Origin of the sequence: Synechococcus sp. UW140 (assembly GCF_900474295.1) — a bacterium.
Taxonomy (GTDB): Bacteria; Cyanobacteriota; Cyanobacteriia; order PCC-6307; family Cyanobiaceae; genus Synechococcus_C.
In genome coordinates this window covers 66,350-86,584 of sequence record NZ_UCOB01000007.1, presented here as the reverse complement: position 1 = coordinate 86,584, position 20,235 = coordinate 66,350, and the positions used below count along the sequence as shown (strand labels likewise).

Here is a 20,235-nt window from a genome sequence, read left to right as displayed (position 1 = left end):
AAAACCTGGCAAACACCCGTGATTCAAGCTCTCACTGAATCAGTGAAACATCGTGATGTGAGAGTTCATGATGGTGGAAAGTTAGATGGTCAACACTGCAGCCGACCTCAAGCAGACAAAACAAACAATGGAAATAGATATCGATGTATTTATTCCCCAGGTGGAAAATCATACTGGCAAGAAGAATTCAAAGGGTGGTCACTCTAAAACATGCAAACTACACAAACAATTTCAGCCAAATGCTAATAAATTTTTCGCATGCGACCTCAACAAACGCCTTTGATATTACCTAATAAGCCATCCGATGCCTGACACGATTGATCGCAGTTGAGCAAAGATAGATAAAAACGACTTTTTAGAATGGGGTGTTGATTGGGACATTTCAGCCCGCATGAAATTCACACCAAAGCAGATTCAATTGCTGAATCGTGCTTGCAAGAAGGCAATGTGCTGACCACGGTTCCGTGCCATTATTGACTCAATACCAATAGTGATTTTGCAGCCAGATGGCAAGTACCATCAAGCGCTTTAAGCAGCACCGCCAAACTGTCTGCACGGAACTCGATGGCGAAGTCGCTTTATTTCAGAGTCATACTTGCGACTATCTGGTTCTCCATGAGACAGGTTCAGCTATTGGAATGCACTGAAATCTCAACCAACGCTTCCTGAACTCTGCAGGCATCAGCTCATGAACTGGCGTTGAGACGTCAATGTTCCCAGCTCTGCACGGTCCAATCCAGCCATCAGAGCCAGCAACAACAGCACTCGCGCTTTCTGGGGACTGAGCCGCCCGGCGGGCAAAAGACCAAGACGGGCAAATTGCTCATCACGATGCACCGGCCCGGAACCACAGCGATTCGCCCTGAGCATGAGCGGCAGTGGACCTGGCCAGTCTTCAAGAGCGCAGCGTTCAAGCGCCGACAGCTGGCCAGCTCCAGTGCCCGTGAACACCAGACCCCGGACGCCGGCCGAAAGCAGGGCAGGAATCAGGGCCGATGGAGGCTCGACGCAACCATGCAGGATCGCCACCTGAGGCCAGGGCTCGGCAAGCTGAAGGTCTGAGAAAGGTACAGGACGTGCTGGCTGCGCTGGAGGCAAGTGCACCCCCGCATCATCCACCCAACCCAAGGGGCCGACACCAGGGCTTTCAAAGGCACCAACCCCCTGAGTCGCAACCTTGGTGACCTCGCGAGCTGCATGGATCCAGCCATCCATCACCACAAGCACCCCATGCCCGCGGGACTCCGGCGCTCTGGCCACCTGCATGGCCTGAAACAGATTGAGCGGACCATCAGCACTCAGCGCCGTTGCCGGCCGCATCGCCCCAACCAGCACCACTGGCCGCGGGTCATCGATCAGCAACTGCAGCAACCAGGCGGTTTCCTCCAGCGTGTTGGTGCCATGGGTGATCACCACCCCCTCCAGGTCGGGGTCGACAGCCAACACCTCGCGGATGCGCGCCACCAATCGGCGCCAGTGATGGAACTGCAGATCAGCGCTGTCGACATTAGCGATCTGTTCCACCGTGATCACCGCCAGCTCCTCCAGCTGGGGCACGCTCTGCATGAGCTCATCGCCGACCAGCACACCCGCTTCATAGCGGTTCAGCGATGTGGCCTCATCCGCACGGCCGGCGATGGTGCCCCCGGTGGCAAGCAGCAGCAACCGGGGCAAGCCGGATCCGCTCACATCCGCTCCAGGGTGGCGATGCCAAGCAGACCGAGGCCAGCCTTGAGCGTATCGGCAGTCAGACGGCACAGGGCCAGGCGCGAAGGCAGCGCATCAACGTCGGCCTTGAGGACCGGCACCTGGTCGTAGAAGCGGTTGAACACCTGACTGAGCTCGAACAGATAACTGCAGAGCCGATTAGGGAGCAGCTCCTCCTCCACCTCAGCGATCACTGCATCGAACTTGAGCAGCTCCCGTACCAGAGCCCACTCCTGAGGCTCACTGAACTGCAGCTGATCGGCCGCCACATCCAAATCTCCACCTTTGCGGGCGATGCCGGCGATCCGCACCAGCGCATACAGCAGATAGGGAGCCGTATTGCCCTGGAGGGCCAGCATGCGGTCGAAGGAAAACTGGTAGTTGGTGATCCGGTTCTGGCTGAGATCGGCGTATTTCACCGCCGCAAGGCCAACGGTGCCGGCCACATGGTGAATGAAGTCTTCCGGCTCGCTGCGCTCTTCTTCCTGGAGGCGTGAGCGCAGGTCCGCTTCAGCACGTTCCACCGCCTCATCGAGTAGATCGCGCAGACGCACCGTGTCGCCGGCGCGGGTCTTGAGCTTCTTGCCGTCTTCCCCTTGCACCAACCCGAAGGGCACGTGCTCCAGGCGAGCACCACCTGGGATCCAGCCGGCCCGCTCGGCCACCTGAAACACCCCCGCAAAGTGGTTGGCCTGGCCGGAATCGGTCACGTAGATCACCCGGCGGGCCGCATCTCCCTCGGGAGCTTCAGCGAAGCGGTAACGAATCGCTGCCAGGTCGGTGGTGGCGTAATTGAAGCCACCATCACTCTTCTGCACGATCACCGGCAGCGGTTTGCCGTCCTTGCCGCTGACCCCCTCCAGGAACACACACTCCGCACCATCGTCGGTGACCAGCAGGCCCGTCTGCTTCAGCCCATCAATCACCGCCGGCAGGAAGGGGTTATAAAACGACTCGCCCCTTTCGCTCAGGCGGATGTCGAGCCGGTCGTAGATCTTCTGGAATTCGCGCCGCGACTGGTCGCACAGCAGGCCCCAGGCCTTCAGCGACAACGAATCACCGCTCTGCAGCTTCACCACCTCCTCGCGGGATGTGGTCTGAAACGCCTCATCATCATCAAAGCGCTTCTTCGCTTCCCGGTAGAAGGCCACCAGGTCACCGAGGTCGATGGCATCGGCGGTGTCGAGCGCCTTGGGTGCCACCTGCTTGAGATGGGTGATCAGCATCCCGAACTGGGTACCCCAGTCGCCCACATGGTTCAGCCGCAGCACCGGATGCCCACGAAACTCCAGCACCCGCGCCAGAGAATCGCCAATGATCGTGGAGCGCAGATGCCCCACGTGCATCTCCTTGGCGATGTTGGGGCTAGAGAAATCAACCACCACCGGAGACGGGTTCTTCGCAGACGGAACCCCGAGCCGTTCATCCCCGAGGCGGGCCGCTACCTCCGCCGCCAGCCGCTCGGGGCGAATCGTGAGATTGATGAAGCCTGGGCCGGCGATCTGAGGTTCCAGGCAGAGGGCAGTGAAGCCTGTATCGCTTTGCAGCTGCTCCACAATTGCCGTAGCGATCTGCCGCGGAGACTGCTTGAGGGGCTTGGCCAAGGGCAGAGCAGCATTGGCCTGAAAGTCACCAAATTCCGGCTTACTCGCAGGCGCTAGCTGGGGGTCCAGCCCTCCACCTTGTGTCGCGTCCCAAGCTGCCGGAAAGGCCCGCTGCATCGCTTTGCGCAACTGGGTTTCGAGGGCCTGGGCGATGCGCAGCATGGAGAGCAGCGGAGACGGAGTCAGCCCACGATCATCCCCCGGCGAGGGACTAAGCCTCCATGCGCAGCGCGAAGCCCACACCCCGCACGGTCTGGATTACCCGTTCTGCACCGGTGGCCTCCAGCTTCTTGCGCAGATAACGCACATACACATCCACCACATTTTCATCGCCGAAATAATCGTCTCCCCACACATGCTGGATCAACTGAGCACGCGAGAGGGCCTGACGGGGATGGCGCATGAAGCACTCGAGCAGATCAAACTCACGAACGGTGAGCACCAAGGGATGGCTATTGATCGCGCTGGTTCGTTCAGCACCATTCAGCACCAGATCACCCACCTGCAGCACGTCAGAGCTAAATCCCTTGGAGCGGCGCATCAAGGCCTTCACGCGAGCCAGTACTTCACGGACGTTGAAGGGTTTGGCGATGAAGTCGTCTGCACCGGCCTCGAGCGCGGCGACCCGATCATCCATTTCATCGCGGGCCGTGATCATGATCACGGGCAGGAACACCCCGGTCTCCCGCAACCGCCGACAGATATCCAAACCGGTCATCCCGGGCATGTTCCAGTCGAGCAGCGCCAAATCAGGCGGCGTCTCTCGCAACGCCTTGATGGCCGTGATGCCATCAGCAGCGGTAACCACCGTGAAACCTTCTGCCTCGAGCTCCATCTCCAGCAACATCACGATGTTGGCCTCATCGTCGGCCAGAAACACCGTCGGCGTTGATCCAGGCATCAGCTCGGCGGAACTGCAAAAACGCTAGGAACGGCCAGGACTTCCATCAACCGTTCCAGGCGAAGCACAGCCGTTCAAACCAGCGGCTGACCTCGAAAGCGCATGCTCAGGTCAAGCCAGCTGCTACGGGTGACTGGAGCACTGGTGGAGATCAAATCAATCCCAGTGGCGGCATAAGCACCGAGGTCTGATGGCTGGATACCGGAGGCTTCCAGCAGCACCGCGCCAGCAGCCGATCGCGCAAGAGCCTGATGACGCAGCTGAGGGACCAAGGCAATCAGCGCCTCCGGTGTGAACTCATCCAACAACACACCATCGGCCCCTGCCGCAACGGCGGCATGGGCTTGATCTGACGTTTCAGCCTCCACGATCACACGAACGGGCCAAGGGGCCTGAGCCCGCACCAGGGCCACCGCAGCCTCCACACTGCCGGCCCAGGCCAGATGGTTCTCCTTCAGCATCGCCGCATCATCCAAACCCATGCGGTGGTTGATCCCACCACCACAACGCACGGCATATTTCTCCAGCTCCCGCAGGCCTGGAGTGGTCTTGCGCGTATCAGCCAGGGCAACACCTGTGCCTTCAAGCCTCGCCACAAGGGCTGCCGTTGCCGAGGCGATCCCGGAGAGTCGCATGGCCAGGTTGAGGGCCGTGCGCTCCAGGGCAACCAGGAGCGGGGCTGGCCCCTCCAACTCCAGCAAGCAATCACCGGCCTTCACCAGCGCCCCATCGGCCACGAGCAGGTGAAGATTGCATCCACCATTCGGAGGCTGCAGCTCACGCAGCAACGGTTCCACGAGTACACCGCCGCAGAAGATGCCATCGGCCTTTGCGACCCAGTGCGCTTGGCCCTGGCGACCCTGCAGTGCTGGGGCACTGAGGTCGCCGCGGCCGAGATCCTCCTGGAGCCAATCACCCAGCTGACGGCGCAACCGGGGCGTGATGGTGAGATGCGCTCGAGCCAAAACCAGGGATTGCGAGAACATCTCACATGATGATCTGCGGCTCCCAGCAGCCATGAACGTGACGACACCAACCGGACGATGGCCCTGGCAGCCGGGCGACCTGGATGGCCTGCTGGCCCTCGGGCTCAACAACCTGATTCAGATCCTTCTGATCGTCGGACTCTGTCGCACAGTTCTGGGGTTTCCCGATGGCCTGATTTTCGGGCAAATCCTTCCGGCCGCAGGGCTGAGCATCCTCGTGGGGAACGTGGCCTATGCCCGCATGGCCCACCAACTGGCAAGAGGAGAAGGGCGGCATGACTGCACAGCACTGCCCTATGGCATCAACACCGTCAGCCTGTTTGCCTACATCTTCCTGGTGATGCTGCCGGTCAAACTGGCAGCTCTCAACGGAGGACTTCCGGAAGCAGAGGCAATCAGCCGCTCATGGCATGCCGGGATGGTGGCCTGTCTGGGCTCAGGCCTGATCGAAACCGCTGGGGCCACCTGTGCCGATCGACTGAGGCGATGGCTGCCGCGAGCCGCTTTGCTGTCCACCCTGGCAGGAATCGCCCTCGGCTACATCGCCCTGGGATTCCTGCTGCGCACCTTCGCTCACCCCCTGGTGGGCCTGAGCACGCTGGCCATCATCTTGCTGGGTTACGTCGCACGGGTGCGATGGCCCTTGCCCACCGGTTTGATGGCGCTGCTGGTCGGCATCGTGCTCGCCTGGGGGAGTGGCTTAACCGCGCCGACAGCAACAGCCTGGTCCGAGTCGATGGCAGCGGTGGGTGTCCACATCCCAGCCCTTCAATTAGGGGCGCTCTGGGAGAGCCGAAACGAACTTCTCCCCTGGTTGGGCGTCATCCTGCCCATGGGCCTGTTCAACGTGGTGGGGTCGCTACAGAACCTGGAAAGTGCGGAAGCCGCCGGGGATGTCTACCCCACGCGCCCATGTCTGCTGATTGATGGACTCGGCACACTCGTGGCGGCCGGCCTTGGCTCCTGCTTCCCCACCACGATCTACATCGGCCATCCGGGATTCAAAACGCTGGGAGCTCGCTCGGCCTATTCGTGGCTGAACGGAGTCTTCATGGCCGGGGCATGCCTGTTCGGCCTGTTCGGCCTGCTGGCACTGGTGATTCCGATCGACGCCGGCATGGCCATCGTGCTTTATATCGGCTTGGCCATGACCGCCCAGGCATTTGAAGCCACGCAGCGACGCCATACACCAGCAGTGGTGCTTGGCCTACTGCCAGGACTGGCCGGGTGGGGGGCCCAGTTGCTCAAAGCGGGCCTGCGCACAGGAGGCCTGGGCCGTGGGGATCAACCCTTCAGCGAGGCCATTTTGCCAACACTGACCTCGATGGACGTTTGGGCCGATGGCCTCTTTGCTCTGGAACAGGGGCAGATCATCACCGCGATGTTGCTCGCGGCATGGCTTGTCTACGCCATTGAGCAACGCTTCCTGGCGGCAACCCTGTGCAGTGGCATCTCCGCGGTACTGGCCTGGTTCGGCGTGATTCATGCCTGGCAGTTCACCAGCAGCGACACAACGCTGGACCTGGGCTGGGGCACCGGTCAGCCCTGGGCGCTGGCCTATGCCGCAGTCACCGTGATCACTTTCCTATGCAGAAACGCGAAAAAATCCGATCCAACACGGCCTCGGTCAGCTCCTCCCCAGTGATTTCGCCAAGGCTTTGAATCGCCTGGCGCAGATCAATCGTCCAGAAATCCCATGGAAGGCCTTCGGCCGCCACCTCTTCGCTGCGCTGCAAGGCCCCCGCCGCACGCGCCGCCAGGTCGGCCTGACGCTGATTGAGAGCGATCAGGAGCGGCTGCTCACTGAGGGATCCGCACTGGGCGAGTAGGGCCTGCACCAACGCTGATTCACCGTCACCGGTTTGGGCACTGAGGCGCACATCCAACGCAGGGGACGTCGGTGCATCCTCAGCGGCGCTGGTTGTCAGATCAAGCTTGTTGCCAACCAGAAGACGGGGCACAGCACCTGGAATCTGTTCATACAGGGCCTGATCTTCCACCGTCCAGCCTGCTGCAAGATCAAACAGCAGCAGCACCACATCGGCACTGGCCAGGGCGTCATGGCTGCGGGCAATCCCCAACTGCTCCACTTCATCCGTGGTAGTTCGGATCCCAGCAGTGTCGAGGAGAGTCATCGGCACACCCTCCAGCACGATCTCACTCTCGAGCAAATCACGCGTGGTGCCGGGCAGATCGGTGACAATCGCCCGCTCACGGCGGCTGAGGCGGTTCAACAACGAGCTCTTACCGACATTGGGACGCCCCACCAAGGCCACGCGCAGACCCGTGCGCAAAGCTGCTCCCCGCGCACCATCTGCCACCAGCTCCAAGAGGGTGGCGCGCACCGCCTGCAGCTCTTCGAGCAGAGCCCGACTATCAAGCGGCGGGAGATCATCTTCGAAATCAACACGGGCCTCCAACTCGCTGAGCTGATCTAGCAACCGCTCCCGCAGCGCGACGATCCGGCGCTGAATCCCCCCATCAAGACCAGCCATCGCCAACTGAGCCGCACGCTGGCTTCGGGCTGCCACCAGGTCGGTGATGGCCTCAGCACGGGTGAGATCCAGACGTCCGTTCAGAACAGCACGCTGGCTGAATTCACCCGGTAGGGCCCTTCTGACACCGGGCTGCTCCAGAACCCTTGCCATAACCCTCTGAACGGCGATCACACCGCCATGGCAATGGATCTCCACCACATCTTCGGCCGTGAAACTACGCGGAGCGAGCATCACCAGCACGAGCACTTCATCAAGCCGCTCATGGCCGTCAGCCGCCAACACGTGGCCATACAGCACCCGGTGGCTCCGCCATTCCTGACGGCCGGGGAAGACAGTGATGGTCCGCACCACCCCCTGGGCCATCGGTCCGGACAGACGAATCACGGCGATGCCTCCCTGACCAGGCGCCACAGCGGTAGCCACCGCCGCGATCGTGTCCGGCAGGACAGGGACTCCGCTCGCAGATGAAGACATCACAACATCAGAGACAATGCGAGGCCGCGCATGGCGACGACGAAGAGAGCTCCTTCCTACGATCTCCGCCGTCTGTCATTCGCCCCCGAAGCGCCCCTAGCCCATGGTCCGGTGGCAGCACAGCCTGATCAAACGCTGTCGCCGCTGGCTTCGGTGGCTCTGGGAACAGGAAGGCAGTCCTGGGCAGCGCGCCCGCGGTCTGGCCGCTGGTGTCTTCTGCGGCTGCTTCCCCTTCTTTGGACTGCAGACCCTGCTCGGTATTGGCTTAGCCAGCGTGGTTCGGGGCAACCACCTGCTGGCCGCTGCCGGCACCTGGATCAGCAATCCATTCACCTACCTGCCGCTCTACTGGTTCAACTACCGCGTGGGAGATGCGCTGATGGGCAGGGCAGCCACAGCCCCACTCACCGGCATCAACAAAGCCACGCTCTGGCACCAGAGCTGGAGTTTCACCAGCCGTCTTCTACTCGGATCGAGCCTCGTTGGTCTCGTCTTTGCGTTGTCTCTCGGCTCACTCGCTTGGTGGCTGTTCCGCCTGAAGCCCTCCCGACGGCCTGGTGCTCAAGTGGGGAGGCGCACCTCGGCTAACCAGGCCAACAAAGGCTCCCAGTCATCCCGCTGATCAATCTCCTCCCACAGGGTTTCGATCAGAGAACGCGTTGGCGTACGGACCAGATTGAATCGATCGAGCCGCTGCACCACAGCACGGTGTCCGTCGTTGACCTTGAGCTGAATCTGCAGGGCATGCCACCAGGCATCACGCCAGGCCAGCCAAGCCTGCCGTGGCGGTGCGTCAACTCCCGGAACACACGGCCCCAAACCATCCGGTTCTTGTGGCAATCCCTGTCGACGTACCCACGTTTGCAAGCCAGTGAATAGATCGCCATAACCCACCGGCCAGGACGCCAGCAGATCGAGGGTGGCAGCCACCAGGTCCAAGCAGTCATCTGCATGCGCTGTCTGAGACAGCACATCCGAATCAAGACCTAAACGCCGCAGCAGACAATGCCTGTAATGCGTTTGATAGATCTGCGGAAAGGCTTCGAGAGCCTGCTCCATCCGCTCCCGAGGCAACAGCATGGCCAATGGATCCTGAAGCAGTCGCAAGTTGTGATGGCAGATCGCCGGCTGGCGACCGTAGGCATAGAGCCCCGTGTGATCGAAATAGGCCGCCGTGAAGCCTGGATCCCAGGCCTCTAGAAAAGCGAAGGGTCCGTAATCGAAACTTTCACCGACAAGCGACATGTTGTCGGTGTTGAGCACACCGTGGACGAAGCCAGCCGCCATCCATTCAGCCGCCAACCTGGCCACCCGCTTCACCAGCTCGCCATAGAAGGCCAACAACTGCCGTTCCAGTGCTGCCTGATCACCAGCAGCGGCTGGCAAGGTTGCAGAAAGCATGGGGTAATACACAGCAACCACATGGCGAAGAAGACGCTCGAGCCCCTTGCGATCCCGGAAGTAGAGGAGACGCTCACAGGTGCCGAAACGAAGATGAGTGCGGGCCATGCGCACCATCACCGCACTACGCGTAGGCGATGGTTCGTCACCACGCCAAAGTTCTTCGCCAGTTTCAATCAGTGAGAGTGTTCGGCTGGTCGTCACACCCAAACGATGCAGTGCTTCAGAGGCAATCACCTCTCGCACGCCTCCCTTCAAGGTGAGACGTCCATCACCACCACGACTCCATGGAGTGGTGCCACTGCCCTTGGTCCCTAAATCCTGCAGATCACCATGGATGTCTCGCAGCTGGCCATAGAGGAAGCCTCGCCCATCCCCCAACTGGGGGTTGTAAGTACCGAACTGATAACCGTGATAACGGAGGGCCAGCAGCGGCTGACGACACTGAAACCCTCCAAAAGCTTGCTCGAAATCGTGATCAGCAATGGTTTTGGGTGCCACTCCAAGCTGCTGCAGAAGGGCATCGTTGCGAAATCGCAAGCGCGTCTGCGGAAAATCAACCGCCTGAACTGGGTCCCAGAACGCCTCACCCAGGGACTCAATAGAAGCTTCAAAGGGTAGCGATAGCAATCCATTGAACCCCATGGCGCCAAGGCTTCGCCGCAGAAGCGTAGCGATCACCCCAACAGCAACTGTCCAGTCGGCCTTGGATTCCTAGGCTGCTCTTATGGGCTCCACCATGATTCAGTCATCAAGACAACTCACTCTGATCACCAGCATCTGCATGGGGCTGCTGATCACGAGCTGCAAAGAGAACAACAACCAAACCACCCTTAAGCGTGCACCGGCAGATCTACGCCTTGCCGAAGAGCCTTACCAAAGCCAAGAAGTCATCAACCAAAGAATGGCAATCGTCATTCCTTACCTAGAGAAAGCCACAGGCCTACGCATTGATTATGTACCCGCAATTAACTATGAACACAGCCATCAGATGCTTCGCGATGGCGACGTTGACCTGATCAATATTGGCTTATACGGCGGTTTCAAACTCCTGCACAACAATCCCAAGGTGACCCCCCTTGTCATTCAGAAACGTTCATTCCGCAGCGTCCTGATTCGCAACAGCGCCAGTCTCGAGAACAGCCAAGAACGAAGTGATGGGGCATCGCCTCTCTCCATCGTGCACAACCAAAGCATCGGCTTCGGCAGCCGCGCCTCAGGGTCGACATTTTTACAGCCGCTGTTGCATCTACATCAGCAGGAGGTGCCGTTTCTCAGCATCAGCGAATGTTTCCACGAACCCAACACCAACCATCTGCCCTTACTGGTCGCCGATGGCAGCATTGACCTGGCCTTCATTCCCAGCCTCAGCGGCGATCCGCTCCAGGCCATTGCCCCTGAGGTCCGAGACAAGGTCAGCGTGGTTTGGCAGAGCGAACTCAGTCGTAATGACTTCGTGGTCACGGCGGTGCACCCTGCTCAGAGCCTGAAACATGAGCAGCTGCAGAAAGTAGCCACAGCCCTGCTGGCCCTCAATCCAGAGCGGCCAGAACACCAACGCGTGCTCGCAACATGGGGGTATCAGGGATTTGAGAAGCCCAATCCATCCTTCCCCCACCAGACGCTGCAGAAGGTGGCCGATGTGCATGCCTCCACCGGTGGATTCCCGACCTGTCAGAACCTGTGAGCATGCCCAACCCTCACCCAGTACAACGCTGGTCGTTGGCCCGTCGTTTTCTCTTGATCAGCCTGACGGTTGTGCTCACACAATCGGTTGCGAGCCTACTGATCACCCGTGAACTGCGACAAATTTTCCTTCAAGGATTCCTGGAGAAAAAGCTTGAGCGGCAGGCAATCGCACCGCTCAAAGATGTCAATGATCAAGTCGATCAACTCACGGCAGAGCAAGCCAAACGCTGTTGCACGATGCAGGACTACCAACGCTTCCTGAAACCACTGCGTCTCTACGACGGCAAGGTGGGCATGATCGTGGGCAATGGCGGACTGGCAAGTACCCGCGGCAGTCACGTCCTGTTCAGCCAGACGCACTTGCATGCCTTGGCAGACCGAGCTGTGGCGGCACCACGGGGGTTTGCCATTGTCGAGAACGACGAACATGAAGCAGTCGCACTGAAAGCGATCAAGCTTCCAGGCGGTGCCGCCACAGGCCATTTCGTTTATCTGAGGCCGCTCTACAGCATGCCGCTGATCCACGCCCAAATGATGATCAAGCTGGCCTCTGAATTAACCCTTATCCTCCTCACGACCACCATTCTGATCATCGCGGCCCGCCGCATTTTCAAGCCCATCCGCAGCATCAGTCAGGAGCTTTCAGAAATTGAGCTCAACACCCTGCAGGCCGCGACTCTCTCCACCGCGGGAGCCCCAGTTGAACTCCTACCGATTCTGCAAGAGTTCAACCAGATGGTGGAGCGCCTTCAACTCGCGGCCAGCAATCAGAAACAGTTCGCTTCCACCATCAGCCACGAATTCCGCACGCCCTTAACGGTGATCTCGGGCTTTATCCAATCGGTGCTGCACCGGGGGGAATCGCTAGCTGAGCAACAGCGCCATGCGCTCGGGATTGCCAATCAAGAGGTGTTGAGGCTGAACCGCATGCTCAGCGATCTGCTCGACCTCAGCCGTGCCGACAACCACCAGCTCTCGATCCGACGCGAACCTTTCGAGCTGATGCCGAGCCTGGAACATGCCCTGAGGCTGGCGAGAGCCGCCCATACCAATCCAATCCGCGACAACCTCATGGAGCTGCCTGCACTGGAAGTGATCGGTGATCCCGACCGCCTCGTGCAGTGCATCAGCAACCTGATCGGCAATGCCGTCAAATACTCCTCTGCTGATAGTCCAATCTCCCTTGAGGTCAGGCCTGAAGCCAAGACCGTCCGTCTCATTGTTGAAGATCAGGGCCAGGGCATCCCGACCGATCAGCTCGAACGCATCTTCGAACGCTTCACCCGCGCCGAAGGCGTCTCCATTCCGAAGGGAGAGAGCAGCTCAGGCCTGGGCCTGTCGATTGTGAAGATGCTGATGGAGGGAATGGGCGGCACTGTCACGGTGCTTTCCACGGTGGGAGAAGGCAGCCAGTTCAGCCTGGACCTGCCATTGATCGATCAACCCTGACCGGTTCGGGCGATGTCGAGAACATCCGCCATTGAACGGATCTGATGCATCGTGCGCTGCAGCAGATCGGCACTGCCTAGCTCAACCAACAGCTCGATGCGTGCCGGCTTGCCGTAAGCCGTTTTCACACGCGCATCACTGACGTTGATCGATCCATCCGAGAGTCGCATCAGGATGTCTTTCAGGATCCCAACACGATCGATCACATCAATACGGAGATGCACAGGGAAGCGCTGACCATTGCGGCTGGCATCAGGATTCCAGCGCACCGGTAGTCGCCGTTCAGTTGGAATGGCCTCGATGTTGGCGCACTCCTGGCGATGGATGGTGATGCCATGGTTGCCGAGAGCCACGGTGCCGACGATCGCTTCCCCAGGCAGGGGACTACAGCAACCTCCAAGTCGGTAGTCGAGCCCCTCTAGTCCGAGGATCGGCTGAAGTTCGCCTTGCCGTTCCCGCGGCGGACCATCCGTCTGATGCTCCACCAACTTGCGAGCCACGTCCTCATTGCTGAGGGGCTGGGCTTCAGCCTCGGTCTGCAGACGAATCTCCTCTCGCAGGCGATTTAGTACCTGATGCAAGGTGACAGCCCCAAAGCCAAGGGCAGCCAACAAATCTTCGGTGCTGTGAAGATTGCAACGCTCGGAAACGCGTGTCATTGCCTCACTGCAGAGCAGAGAATCGAAGCCGCTACGCCCCAGCTCACGCTCCAGCAGTTCCTTGCCACGCTGGATCGTTTCTTGACGATGGCTGCGTTTGTACCACTGACGGATGCGATTACGTGCCGTTGGCGTTGCAACGAAGTTCAGCCAGTCGAGGCTGGGGTGGGCCGTCTTACTAGTGAGGATGTTAACGAAATCACCATTTTGCAGTGATGCGGACAATGTCGATAGGCGGTCATTAATGCGTACGCCATGGCAATGATCCCCGACCTCTGAATGAATGCGATAAGCAAAATCAACAGCGGTTGAACCTTTACGTAACCCCACCACTTCGCCCTTGGGGGTGAACACAAAGACCTCTTCATCGAAGAGATCTTCCTTGATTGAGGCCAAGTAGTCATTGTGATCGTCGTTACCTCCCTCCTGCTGCCAGTCCACCAGTTGACGCAGCCAGTTGAAGCGTTCGGTATCCCCACCAGCGGCTGGTGAACCACCCTCCTTGTATTTCCAATGGGCCGCGATCCCGAACTCCGACACTTGGTGCATCTCCGCCGTTCGGATCTGCACTTCAATCGGCCGATGTCGGCCGATCACCGCTGTATGCAGGGATTGATAACCATTGGGCTTAGGCAGACCGATGTAGTCCTTAAAGCGGCCTGGGATCGGCCGAAACGTGTCATGCACCACCGCCAGGGCCCGATAACACGTTTCAAGATTGGGGGTGATGATCCGAACCGCCGCAACGTCGTAGATCTCGTGAAACGCCTTCTGCTGGCGCTGCATCTTGCTCCAGATGCCATAGAGATGCTTCGGGCGACCTGTCACCTCGCAGCTCTCGAGTCCCACCGCCGACAGCCGATCGGCCAGAAGCTTCAAGGTCACCGCCAGCCGCTCTTCCCGTTCACTGCGCTTGGTCGCCACCTCCTGCTGGATTTCGCGAAAAGCCTCGGGCTCCAACAGTTTGAAGGCGAGGTCTTCTAATTCCCACTTCAAACGGCCAATGCCAAGACGGTTGGCCAGAGGGGCGTAGATCTCACGGGTTTCACGCGCAATACGCTCCTGCTTCTCCGGCTTGAGCGCTCCCAGCGTGCGCATGTTGTGCAGGCGATCCGCGAGTTTCACCAAAACCACACGAATATCACTGGCCATGGCCAGGAACATCTTGCGCAGGTTCTCAGCCTGAGCCTCGGTGCGATTGGTGAAATGCAGCCCGCCAAGCTTGGTCACCCCCTCCACCAGGGAACGCACTTCAGCCCCGAAATGGGCCTCCAGCTGCTCTGGGGTGAGGTCGGTGTCTTCCACGACATCGTGGAGGAAACCGGCGGCGATCACCGGAGCACTGGCTCCGATATCGCGCAGCAAATCTGCGACCGCAACAGGATGAATGATGTAGGGATCACCACTGGCGCGGAACTGGCCTTCATGCAGCTGGAAAGCGAAATCAAAGGCTGCAGCGAGCAACGCCTCCGCATCGGTGGGGCAGCTATAGCCCGCCCCGGGGGGCACATGCTTCAGGCACTCCTGCAGCCACTCCGGCAGGGGGATGCCGTAATCCTCAATACTGCGGATCGGATGGGCGCGAACAGTGGGTAGACCGGCGGGCGGTTGAGCACAGACCGCATCGGTCTGTGTCGGTTCTGACGCAGAGGTGCCCTTCAGCATCCGACCCGGCAGGGTTGAACCATGGTATTGGAGTCATGTGCCCTGCAGCGCCATCCATGAGCCAACGCCCAGGCCAAGCAAGCCCGCGGAAGGCGGTGCTGGAACTGGAGCACCTGCATCTGCGCTATCCAGGCGCCGAGCAGTGGACCCTGAATGGCCTTGATCTACGCATCACAGCAGGGGAACACCTGGCACTAGTCGGCCCCTCCGGCTGCGGCAAAAGCACCGTTGCGAAAGCTGCACTGCAGTTGCTGCCCACGGGAAGTGTCTGCGAGGGCACGCTGAAGCTGAACGGCCATGACCCCCGCCGTCTCAGTAGACGGAATCTGCAGCAGCTGCGGGGTGAAGCGGTGGGACTGGTGTTCCAGGACCCGATGACACGGCTCAACCCCCTCATGACGGTGGGAGGGCACTTGCTCGACACCTTGCGTGCCCACGGTCCTGAGCTGCCTCTAAAAGCCCAGCGCGAGCGAGCCGAAGAGTTGCTGGAACGGGTGAGCATCGGTGCCGACCGCTTCAACGCCTACCCCCATGAATTCAGTGGTGGCATGCGCCAGCGCCTGGCCATCGCGCTGGCCATCTGCCTCCATCCCCCGCTCGTGATCGCCGATGAACCCACCACAAGCCTGGATGCGGCCGTGGCGGGACAGGTCATGGCGGAACTGCGCCAGCTCTGCGACGGCCTCGGCAGTGCCCTGCTTCTGATCAGCCACGACCTGGCCATGGCCCATCGTTGGTGCGATCGCATGGCCGTGCTGGATGGAGGGCAAGTCGTGGAGACCTCCAGCAGCACGACAGTCCTCACCCAACCCAGCTCAATGGTGGGGCAGAGGCTGGTGCAGGCGGCACGCCAACGCGAGGGAGGGACCACCCCATCAGCACCGACTGCCACAACAGTGCTCCAAGTGGAGGAACTGCGCTGCTGGCACAACCTTGGTGAAACACCATGGTTTCCGCGGTGGCTGAAGGCCGTCGATGGCGTGAGCTTCCAACTTCAGGCAGGCGAATCCCTGGGCGTGGTGGGAGGATCCGGCTGCGGCAAGAGCACGCTTTGCCGAGCCCTGATGGGACTGAGTCCGATCCGGGGAGGCCAAGTTTGGCTTGAGGGGGTCAATCTGCTGCAGCAGCGAGGGGGCCGAGAGCGTCTGCTCAGACGCTCAATCCAAATGGTGTTCCAGGACCCACTCGCCTGCCTCAATCCGGCGATGTGCGTAAGCGATGCCATCGCTGATCCCCTGTTGATTCATGGCCTGCGGAGCAAAACAGCAGCCCGGGAACGAGCCAGGGAATTGCTGGAACTCGTGGGACTCTCACCCGCAGAACAATTCCAGAACAGGCGACCCCGGCAGCTCTCAGGGGGACAGCAGCAGCGTGTGGCGATCGCCCGCGCTCTGGCTCTAGAGCCAAAAGTGCTGATCTGTGATGAGAGCGTGAGCATGCTGGATGCAGAGATTCAGGCAGACGTCCTCAACCTGCTGCGCACACTGCAACACCGCCTTGGCCTAGCCATGGTGTTCGTCACCCACGATCTATCCGTGGCCAGTGGCTTCTGTCACCAGCTGATCGTGCTCGATCACGGCCGGATCGTGGAACAAGGCCCGGGCGATCAACTGCTGGCCCGTCCCAAAGCTGCAATCACAAAGAAGCTGGTGGATGCATGCCCACGCTTGCCAACTTGACACCTTTAGTCGCATCTCATCGAGGGTGAGTCACCAAACAAGGATCTGGAATCGCTGAGGTTGAGATGTCATCGATAAGGCAGCACTGTGCCAACTTCTGGACTTCTGGACATCACCATCGGAGGAACAATCTGGTGGGGTGGATTCACAGCCGAGCTGACGATCACTAACAGCTCCGGTAGAGATCTGAATCACTGGAGCTACAGCTTCGAGAGCCCCCATCAATTGAACACCGCGCCCTGGGGGGCCGAACTGGAAGCTTTAGTGCTTGACAATGGCCTGACCCGTTACACCCTCACAGGAAGCGGCTGGGGACAATCCATTCCCGCCGGAGGCACGATCACCGTGGGGTTCAATGCCGAGCAGGGAACAGACCTGGGAACAGCTGGCGAACTCACGGCAGAGCTTCTTCTGGCTCAGTCAGGATCAGCAAGCCTGCAGAACAACACCAACACGACAACCCCTCCGCCTTCAGCAGCACCAGAAACAGAAGCCTCCTTGCACGACATGCACAGCCATGAGGCCCATTCCATGCATGGTGCCGCCTCGGGAGGGGAGTTCACAGACATCACGACCTGGGGCACCTTTCACGGCTCTAACCACAACTCGGAACACAACGAACTGGTGGGTGGGAGAACTGCCATCACCACAGAAGCTCTGCTGGCTTACAACGGCCTACGGCGCTTTGCCGGCCTGGATGCTGTTGATCTAGACGCTGTCGGTGAGTGGGCGTTTGCACAAGGCCTCACGAACAACAGTCAACCCGGCGGCAATGACGTGAAGGGCGTCGGCCTTTGGTATGCGATGCAGGGCGCCAAGGTGGGCTGGATCGCAGACGAGTTGTATGACCCGCAGATCGTGGCGGACATTCAGCGCACTGCCCGCTTGGGATCAGCGACGGATGTGATGGCAATGACTCGTGCCTATGGCCATGAGGGATTTGCTGATTACATCGAAACCTCAGGCTTAACAGAGGCGTTTATTAACACGCTCAAAATGGAGCCGCATTACGGCGGCTGGATGCATGGCCGAACGCATGGCTTCCTTGATATTGAAGGTGTGGCGATTGCCCACGACATCAATCACCTCACAGTGTTGGGTTGGGATCAACGCCAACCCTTCATGAATGACACATTTGATTGGCCGCAGTGGCCGGCTCTCGAGGTGTCAGACGCAACAGTGATCAATTACTACCAAGGCATTGTTTCTCTTGGTAATCCACTCGATCAGAATCTAGAGGCATTACCTGGCCGCATCGCATCAATCCCCTCACCCGTTCCTTTCCCAGGAGCACTCCTGCCTGATCCTGAACCGGTCGAGGCGGAGCCAGGCCCTGTTGAGGGTGCCGACATCGAGGCTGCCAAACCCGGCGAGGGCTCAGATCCTGATCTGGATGCAGCAGAGTTAACGCAGCCAGCCAGCCAGACCAGATCGCCACTTGATGTCCAGGTGGGCGGAAGTATTTGGTGGGGAGGCTTCACCGCTGAGCTAGCAGTCACCAACACCAGTGCGGATGATCTAGAGAATTGGAGCTTCAGTTTTGATAGTCAACATGGCATTCAGGGACAACCCTGGGGCGCAACAGCCAGCTCAATCGAATTAGACAGTGGCTTGATTCGGCACACGATTTCTGGCGCAGAGTGGGGGCGATCGATTGGTGCAGGCGAAACGGTAGTCGTTGGCTTCAACGGCAGTCAAGACAACTCAATCGGCACCAACGGGGTGCTGAGCGAAGCGTTGTTATTTTCAGCAACCTCTTTAGAGAGTTCACCACCCTTCACGCAGCAGGAACAGCCAAAAAACCCAGCGGTTCCCAATGAACAAATCCCAGGCAGCCCAAACCAAGAATCTAATCGTGCATCCATCGGGATCGACGACACATCGTCTTATCAAAAGGCCTTAGAACTATCGCTGCTCTTTTATGAGGCCAATCGCAGCGGCGATCTAGATGAAGCAAGCAATCGAATTGCATGGCGTGGTGATTCGGGCCTAAACGATGGGCGTGATGGCATTTACTTTGGCGATCTTTCTCCATCCAATCTGCAGACAGACCTGAACCTCGACCTAACTGGTGGATACCATGATGCCGGCGATCATGTGAAATTTGGACTTCCTCTTGCATCCACCTTAAGCACCCTGGCCTGGGGAGGGATTGCCTTCGCCAAGGGATATCAAATAGCAGAACAGACGGATCAGCTTTTAAGCACGGTCCGCTGGGGAACAGACTATCTATTAAAAGCACATCAACTCGACAGCAATGGAGAAACTGAGTTTTTCATTGCTCAGGTTGGTGATGGCCAGGCAGACCACGCCCTGTGGAGCTCTCCCGAAAACCAATCCATTGATCGCCCAGCCCTAGCCATCACAGCAGAGAAGCCTGGCTCGGATGTCGCTGCTGCCAGTGCTGCAGCGATGGCCTCAGCCTCCATTCTCTTCCGAAACAATGGGGACACACTTTATGCAGACACGCTACTGAATGAGGCAACAGCCTTGTTCGATTTTGCACTTGAGTATCAAGGGAAGTATTCCGATTCGATTGCATCTGTCCAACCCTTTTACAACTCCTGGAGTGGCTATCAGGATGAACTCGTCTACGGAGCTTTATGGCTGGCACGCGGCCTCGAAGCAGCTGGGCAGGATGGTTCTCAGTATCAGTCCGATGCGCAGAACCGCTATCACACTGCAATCGGAGGATTGAATCAGTCCTGGGCACCCAATTGGGATGATGCGTCTTATGGAGCAGCAGTTCTCCTCGGACAAGACCTGAATGACCAAAAAGCCCTTAGCGATGTCACAGCCTGGCTTGACAGCTGGGTCACAGGAGATCAGGGACCGCAGATCACAGAAGGCGGCTTGCGTTTTGTTGATCAGTGGGGCTCACTTCGCTATTCCGCCAACACCGCCATGCTCGCGGGTGTTGTGGCTGATTCGATTGTCAACCCTGAGGGCGCATACAGCCAACTTGCGGTGAACTCTATGGATTACATTCTTGGCAACAATCCAAGGGAATCCAGTTACATCGTTGGCTTTGGAGACAACTGGCCTGAGCAGCCACACCACAGAGCCGCTTCTGGTGTTGGCTGGAAGGATTTCAATTCCCTCGAAGCCAACGAACATATTTTATACGGCGCTTTGGTTGGAGGACCAAGCCGTGCTGACGATTTTTCCTACACGGATCGTAGGTCCGATTACATTTCAAATGAGGTGGCCATTGACTACAATGCCGGCTTGACAGGTGCATTGGCTTTCGCAACACAACTTGGCTGAGACTTGAGCTGGCTAAGTTTCCCAAACCATGCCAACAACTTATTGATCATTGCTGGCCATCAATGATTCAACAGCATCCGATCAGGCCGGATCGGATGCTCGGCCTTTCTTGCGCAAGCGACAACACTTGGCAGCGACCATCTCCTTCATAACGATGGTTCATGCAGCGCCAATCCACACGGATCTGATGGGTGTGATCAAGTCGAGCCTGCAACGTGGAGAGACGACCGGTGCAATAGCCCACTGTCACTCTCCT

At 59.0% G+C, this 20,235-nt stretch carries 13 protein-coding genes and 1 pseudogene; 7 read left to right on the top strand and 7 right to left on the bottom strand.

Translation table 11 applies throughout. The features are described 5' to 3' along the window. Positions 1-207 (top strand): annotated as a pseudogene (locus DXY10_RS14755) (hypothetical protein); the annotation flags it as partial. Positions 208-681: 474 nt separating this feature from the next. Here the strand turns inward: DXY10_RS14755 and DXY10_RS03200 are convergent. From DXY10_RS03200 to nadC, 4 genes are all read right to left on the bottom strand, one after another. Continuing rightward, positions 682-1,674, bottom strand: coding sequence for an asparaginase (locus tag DXY10_RS03200; RefSeq protein WP_115016153.1), 993 nt, complete (start codon positions 1,672-1,674; stop codon positions 682-684). Between the two features lie 11 nt (positions 1,675-1,685). Then, positions 1,686-3,473, bottom strand: a complete 1,788-nt coding sequence (gene argS / locus DXY10_RS03195; protein WP_115016137.1) for an arginine--tRNA ligase — start codon at positions 3,471-3,473, stop codon at positions 1,686-1,688. A gap of 49 nt (positions 3,474-3,522) precedes the next feature. Then, positions 3,523-4,212: a response regulator transcription factor gene (locus DXY10_RS03190; protein WP_115016136.1), complete on the bottom strand. Its 690-nt coding sequence runs from the start codon at positions 4,210-4,212 to the stop codon at positions 3,523-3,525. A 74-nt stretch (positions 4,213-4,286) separates the two neighbouring features. Next, the gene (gene nadC / locus DXY10_RS03185; RefSeq protein ID WP_115016134.1) at positions 4,287-5,198 is read right to left on the bottom strand and encodes a carboxylating nicotinate-nucleotide diphosphorylase; all 912 of its coding nucleotides are present in this window, start codon (positions 5,196-5,198) and stop codon (positions 4,287-4,289) included. Positions 5,199-5,229: 31 nt separating this feature from the next. Between nadC and DXY10_RS03180 the strand changes: the two genes are divergently transcribed. Next, positions 5,230-6,843, top strand: coding sequence for an NCS2 family permease (locus DXY10_RS03180; protein WP_115016133.1), 1,614 nt, complete (start codon positions 5,230-5,232; stop codon positions 6,841-6,843). Here DXY10_RS03180 and mnmE read toward each other — a convergent pair. Further along, positions 6,776-8,170, bottom strand: a complete 1,395-nt coding sequence (mnmE, locus tag DXY10_RS03175; protein WP_115016131.1) for a tRNA uridine-5-carboxymethylaminomethyl(34) synthesis GTPase MnmE — start codon at positions 8,168-8,170, stop codon at positions 6,776-6,778. The two genes, DXY10_RS03180 and mnmE, sit on opposite strands and share 68 nt — an antisense overlap. Positions 8,171-8,273: 103 nt before the next feature. Between mnmE and DXY10_RS03170 the strand changes: the two genes are divergently transcribed. Further along, positions 8,274-8,792 carry a DUF2062 domain-containing protein gene (locus DXY10_RS03170; RefSeq protein ID WP_115016129.1) on the top strand — a complete coding sequence of 173 codons (519 nt, stop codon included), beginning with the start codon at positions 8,274-8,276 and terminating at the stop codon, positions 8,790-8,792. Here the strand turns inward: DXY10_RS03170 and DXY10_RS03165 are convergent. Beyond that, complete coding sequence (locus DXY10_RS03165) at positions 8,732-10,216, bottom strand: YdiU family protein (RefSeq protein ID WP_115016127.1); 1,485 nt, start codon at positions 10,214-10,216, stop codon at positions 8,732-8,734. The two genes, DXY10_RS03170 and DXY10_RS03165, sit on opposite strands and share 61 nt — an antisense overlap. A gap of 94 nt (positions 10,217-10,310) precedes the next feature. Here DXY10_RS03165 and DXY10_RS03160 point away from each other — a divergent pair, with 94 nt between their 5' ends. Together DXY10_RS03160 and DXY10_RS03155 are read left to right on the top strand one after the other, a co-directional pair. Beyond that, a complete protein-coding gene (locus DXY10_RS03160) occupies positions 10,311-11,258 on the top strand; it encodes a phosphate/phosphite/phosphonate ABC transporter substrate-binding protein (protein WP_170955680.1) in 948 nt (315 codons plus the stop codon). A 2-nt stretch (positions 11,259-11,260) separates the two neighbouring features. Next, complete coding sequence (locus DXY10_RS03155; protein WP_115016124.1) at positions 11,261-12,709, top strand: sensor histidine kinase KdpD; 1,449 nt, start codon at positions 11,261-11,263, stop codon at positions 12,707-12,709. On the opposite strand, the gene DXY10_RS03150 is transcribed toward DXY10_RS03155, so the two are convergent. Continuing rightward, entirely contained in the window at positions 12,700-15,033 is a 2,334-nt protein-coding gene (locus tag DXY10_RS03150; RefSeq protein ID WP_115016122.1) for a bifunctional (p)ppGpp synthetase/guanosine-3',5'-bis(diphosphate) 3'-pyrophosphohydrolase, read from the bottom strand. The two genes, DXY10_RS03155 and DXY10_RS03150, sit on opposite strands and share 10 nt — an antisense overlap. A 56-nt stretch (positions 15,034-15,089) precedes the next feature. Here DXY10_RS03150 and DXY10_RS03145 point away from each other — a divergent pair, with 56 nt between their 5' ends. Together DXY10_RS03145 and DXY10_RS03140 are read left to right on the top strand one after the other, a co-directional pair. Then, on the top strand, positions 15,090-16,712 hold the full coding sequence (locus DXY10_RS03145) for an ABC transporter ATP-binding protein (protein ID WP_115016120.1): 1,623 nt from the start codon (positions 15,090-15,092) through the stop codon (positions 16,710-16,712). An 87-nt stretch (positions 16,713-16,799) separates the two neighbouring features. Continuing rightward, positions 16,800-19,979, top strand: coding sequence for a glycoside hydrolase family 9 protein (locus DXY10_RS03140; protein WP_115016119.1), 3,180 nt, complete (start codon positions 16,800-16,802; stop codon positions 19,977-19,979). The last annotated feature ends 256 nt before the right edge of the window (positions 19,980-20,235 follow it).

Excerpts from the sequence above, each read along its gene's own strand:
- argS (WP_115016137.1), bottom strand. The coding sequence starts at position 3,473 with ATGCTGCGCATCGCCCAGGCCCTCGAAACCCAGTTGCGCAAAGCGATG.
- DXY10_RS03190 (WP_115016136.1), bottom strand. The coding sequence starts at position 4,212 with ATGCCTGGATCAACGCCGACGGTGTTTCTGGCCGACGATGAGGCCAAC.
- nadC (WP_115016134.1), bottom strand. The coding sequence starts at position 5,198 with ATGTTCTCGCAATCCCTGGTTTTGGCTCGAGCGCATCTCACCATCACG.
- DXY10_RS03180 (WP_115016133.1), top strand. The coding sequence starts at position 5,230 with ATGAACGTGACGACACCAACCGGACGATGGCCCTGGCAGCCGGGCGAC.
- mnmE (WP_115016131.1), bottom strand. The coding sequence starts at position 8,170 with ATGTCTTCATCTGCGAGCGGAGTCCCTGTCCTGCCGGACACGATCGCG.
- DXY10_RS03170 (WP_115016129.1), top strand. The coding sequence starts at position 8,274 with ATGGTCCGGTGGCAGCACAGCCTGATCAAACGCTGTCGCCGCTGGCTT.
- DXY10_RS03165 (WP_115016127.1), bottom strand. The coding sequence starts at position 10,216 with ATGGGGTTCAATGGATTGCTATCGCTACCCTTTGAAGCTTCTATTGAG.
- DXY10_RS03160 (WP_170955680.1), top strand. The coding sequence starts at position 10,311 with ATGATTCAGTCATCAAGACAACTCACTCTGATCACCAGCATCTGCATG.
- DXY10_RS03155 (WP_115016124.1), top strand. The coding sequence starts at position 11,261 with ATGCCCAACCCTCACCCAGTACAACGCTGGTCGTTGGCCCGTCGTTTT.
- DXY10_RS03150 (WP_115016122.1), bottom strand. The coding sequence starts at position 15,033 with ATGCTGAAGGGCACCTCTGCGTCAGAACCGACACAGACCGATGCGGTC.
- DXY10_RS03145 (WP_115016120.1), top strand. The coding sequence starts at position 15,090 with ATGAGCCAACGCCCAGGCCAAGCAAGCCCGCGGAAGGCGGTGCTGGAA.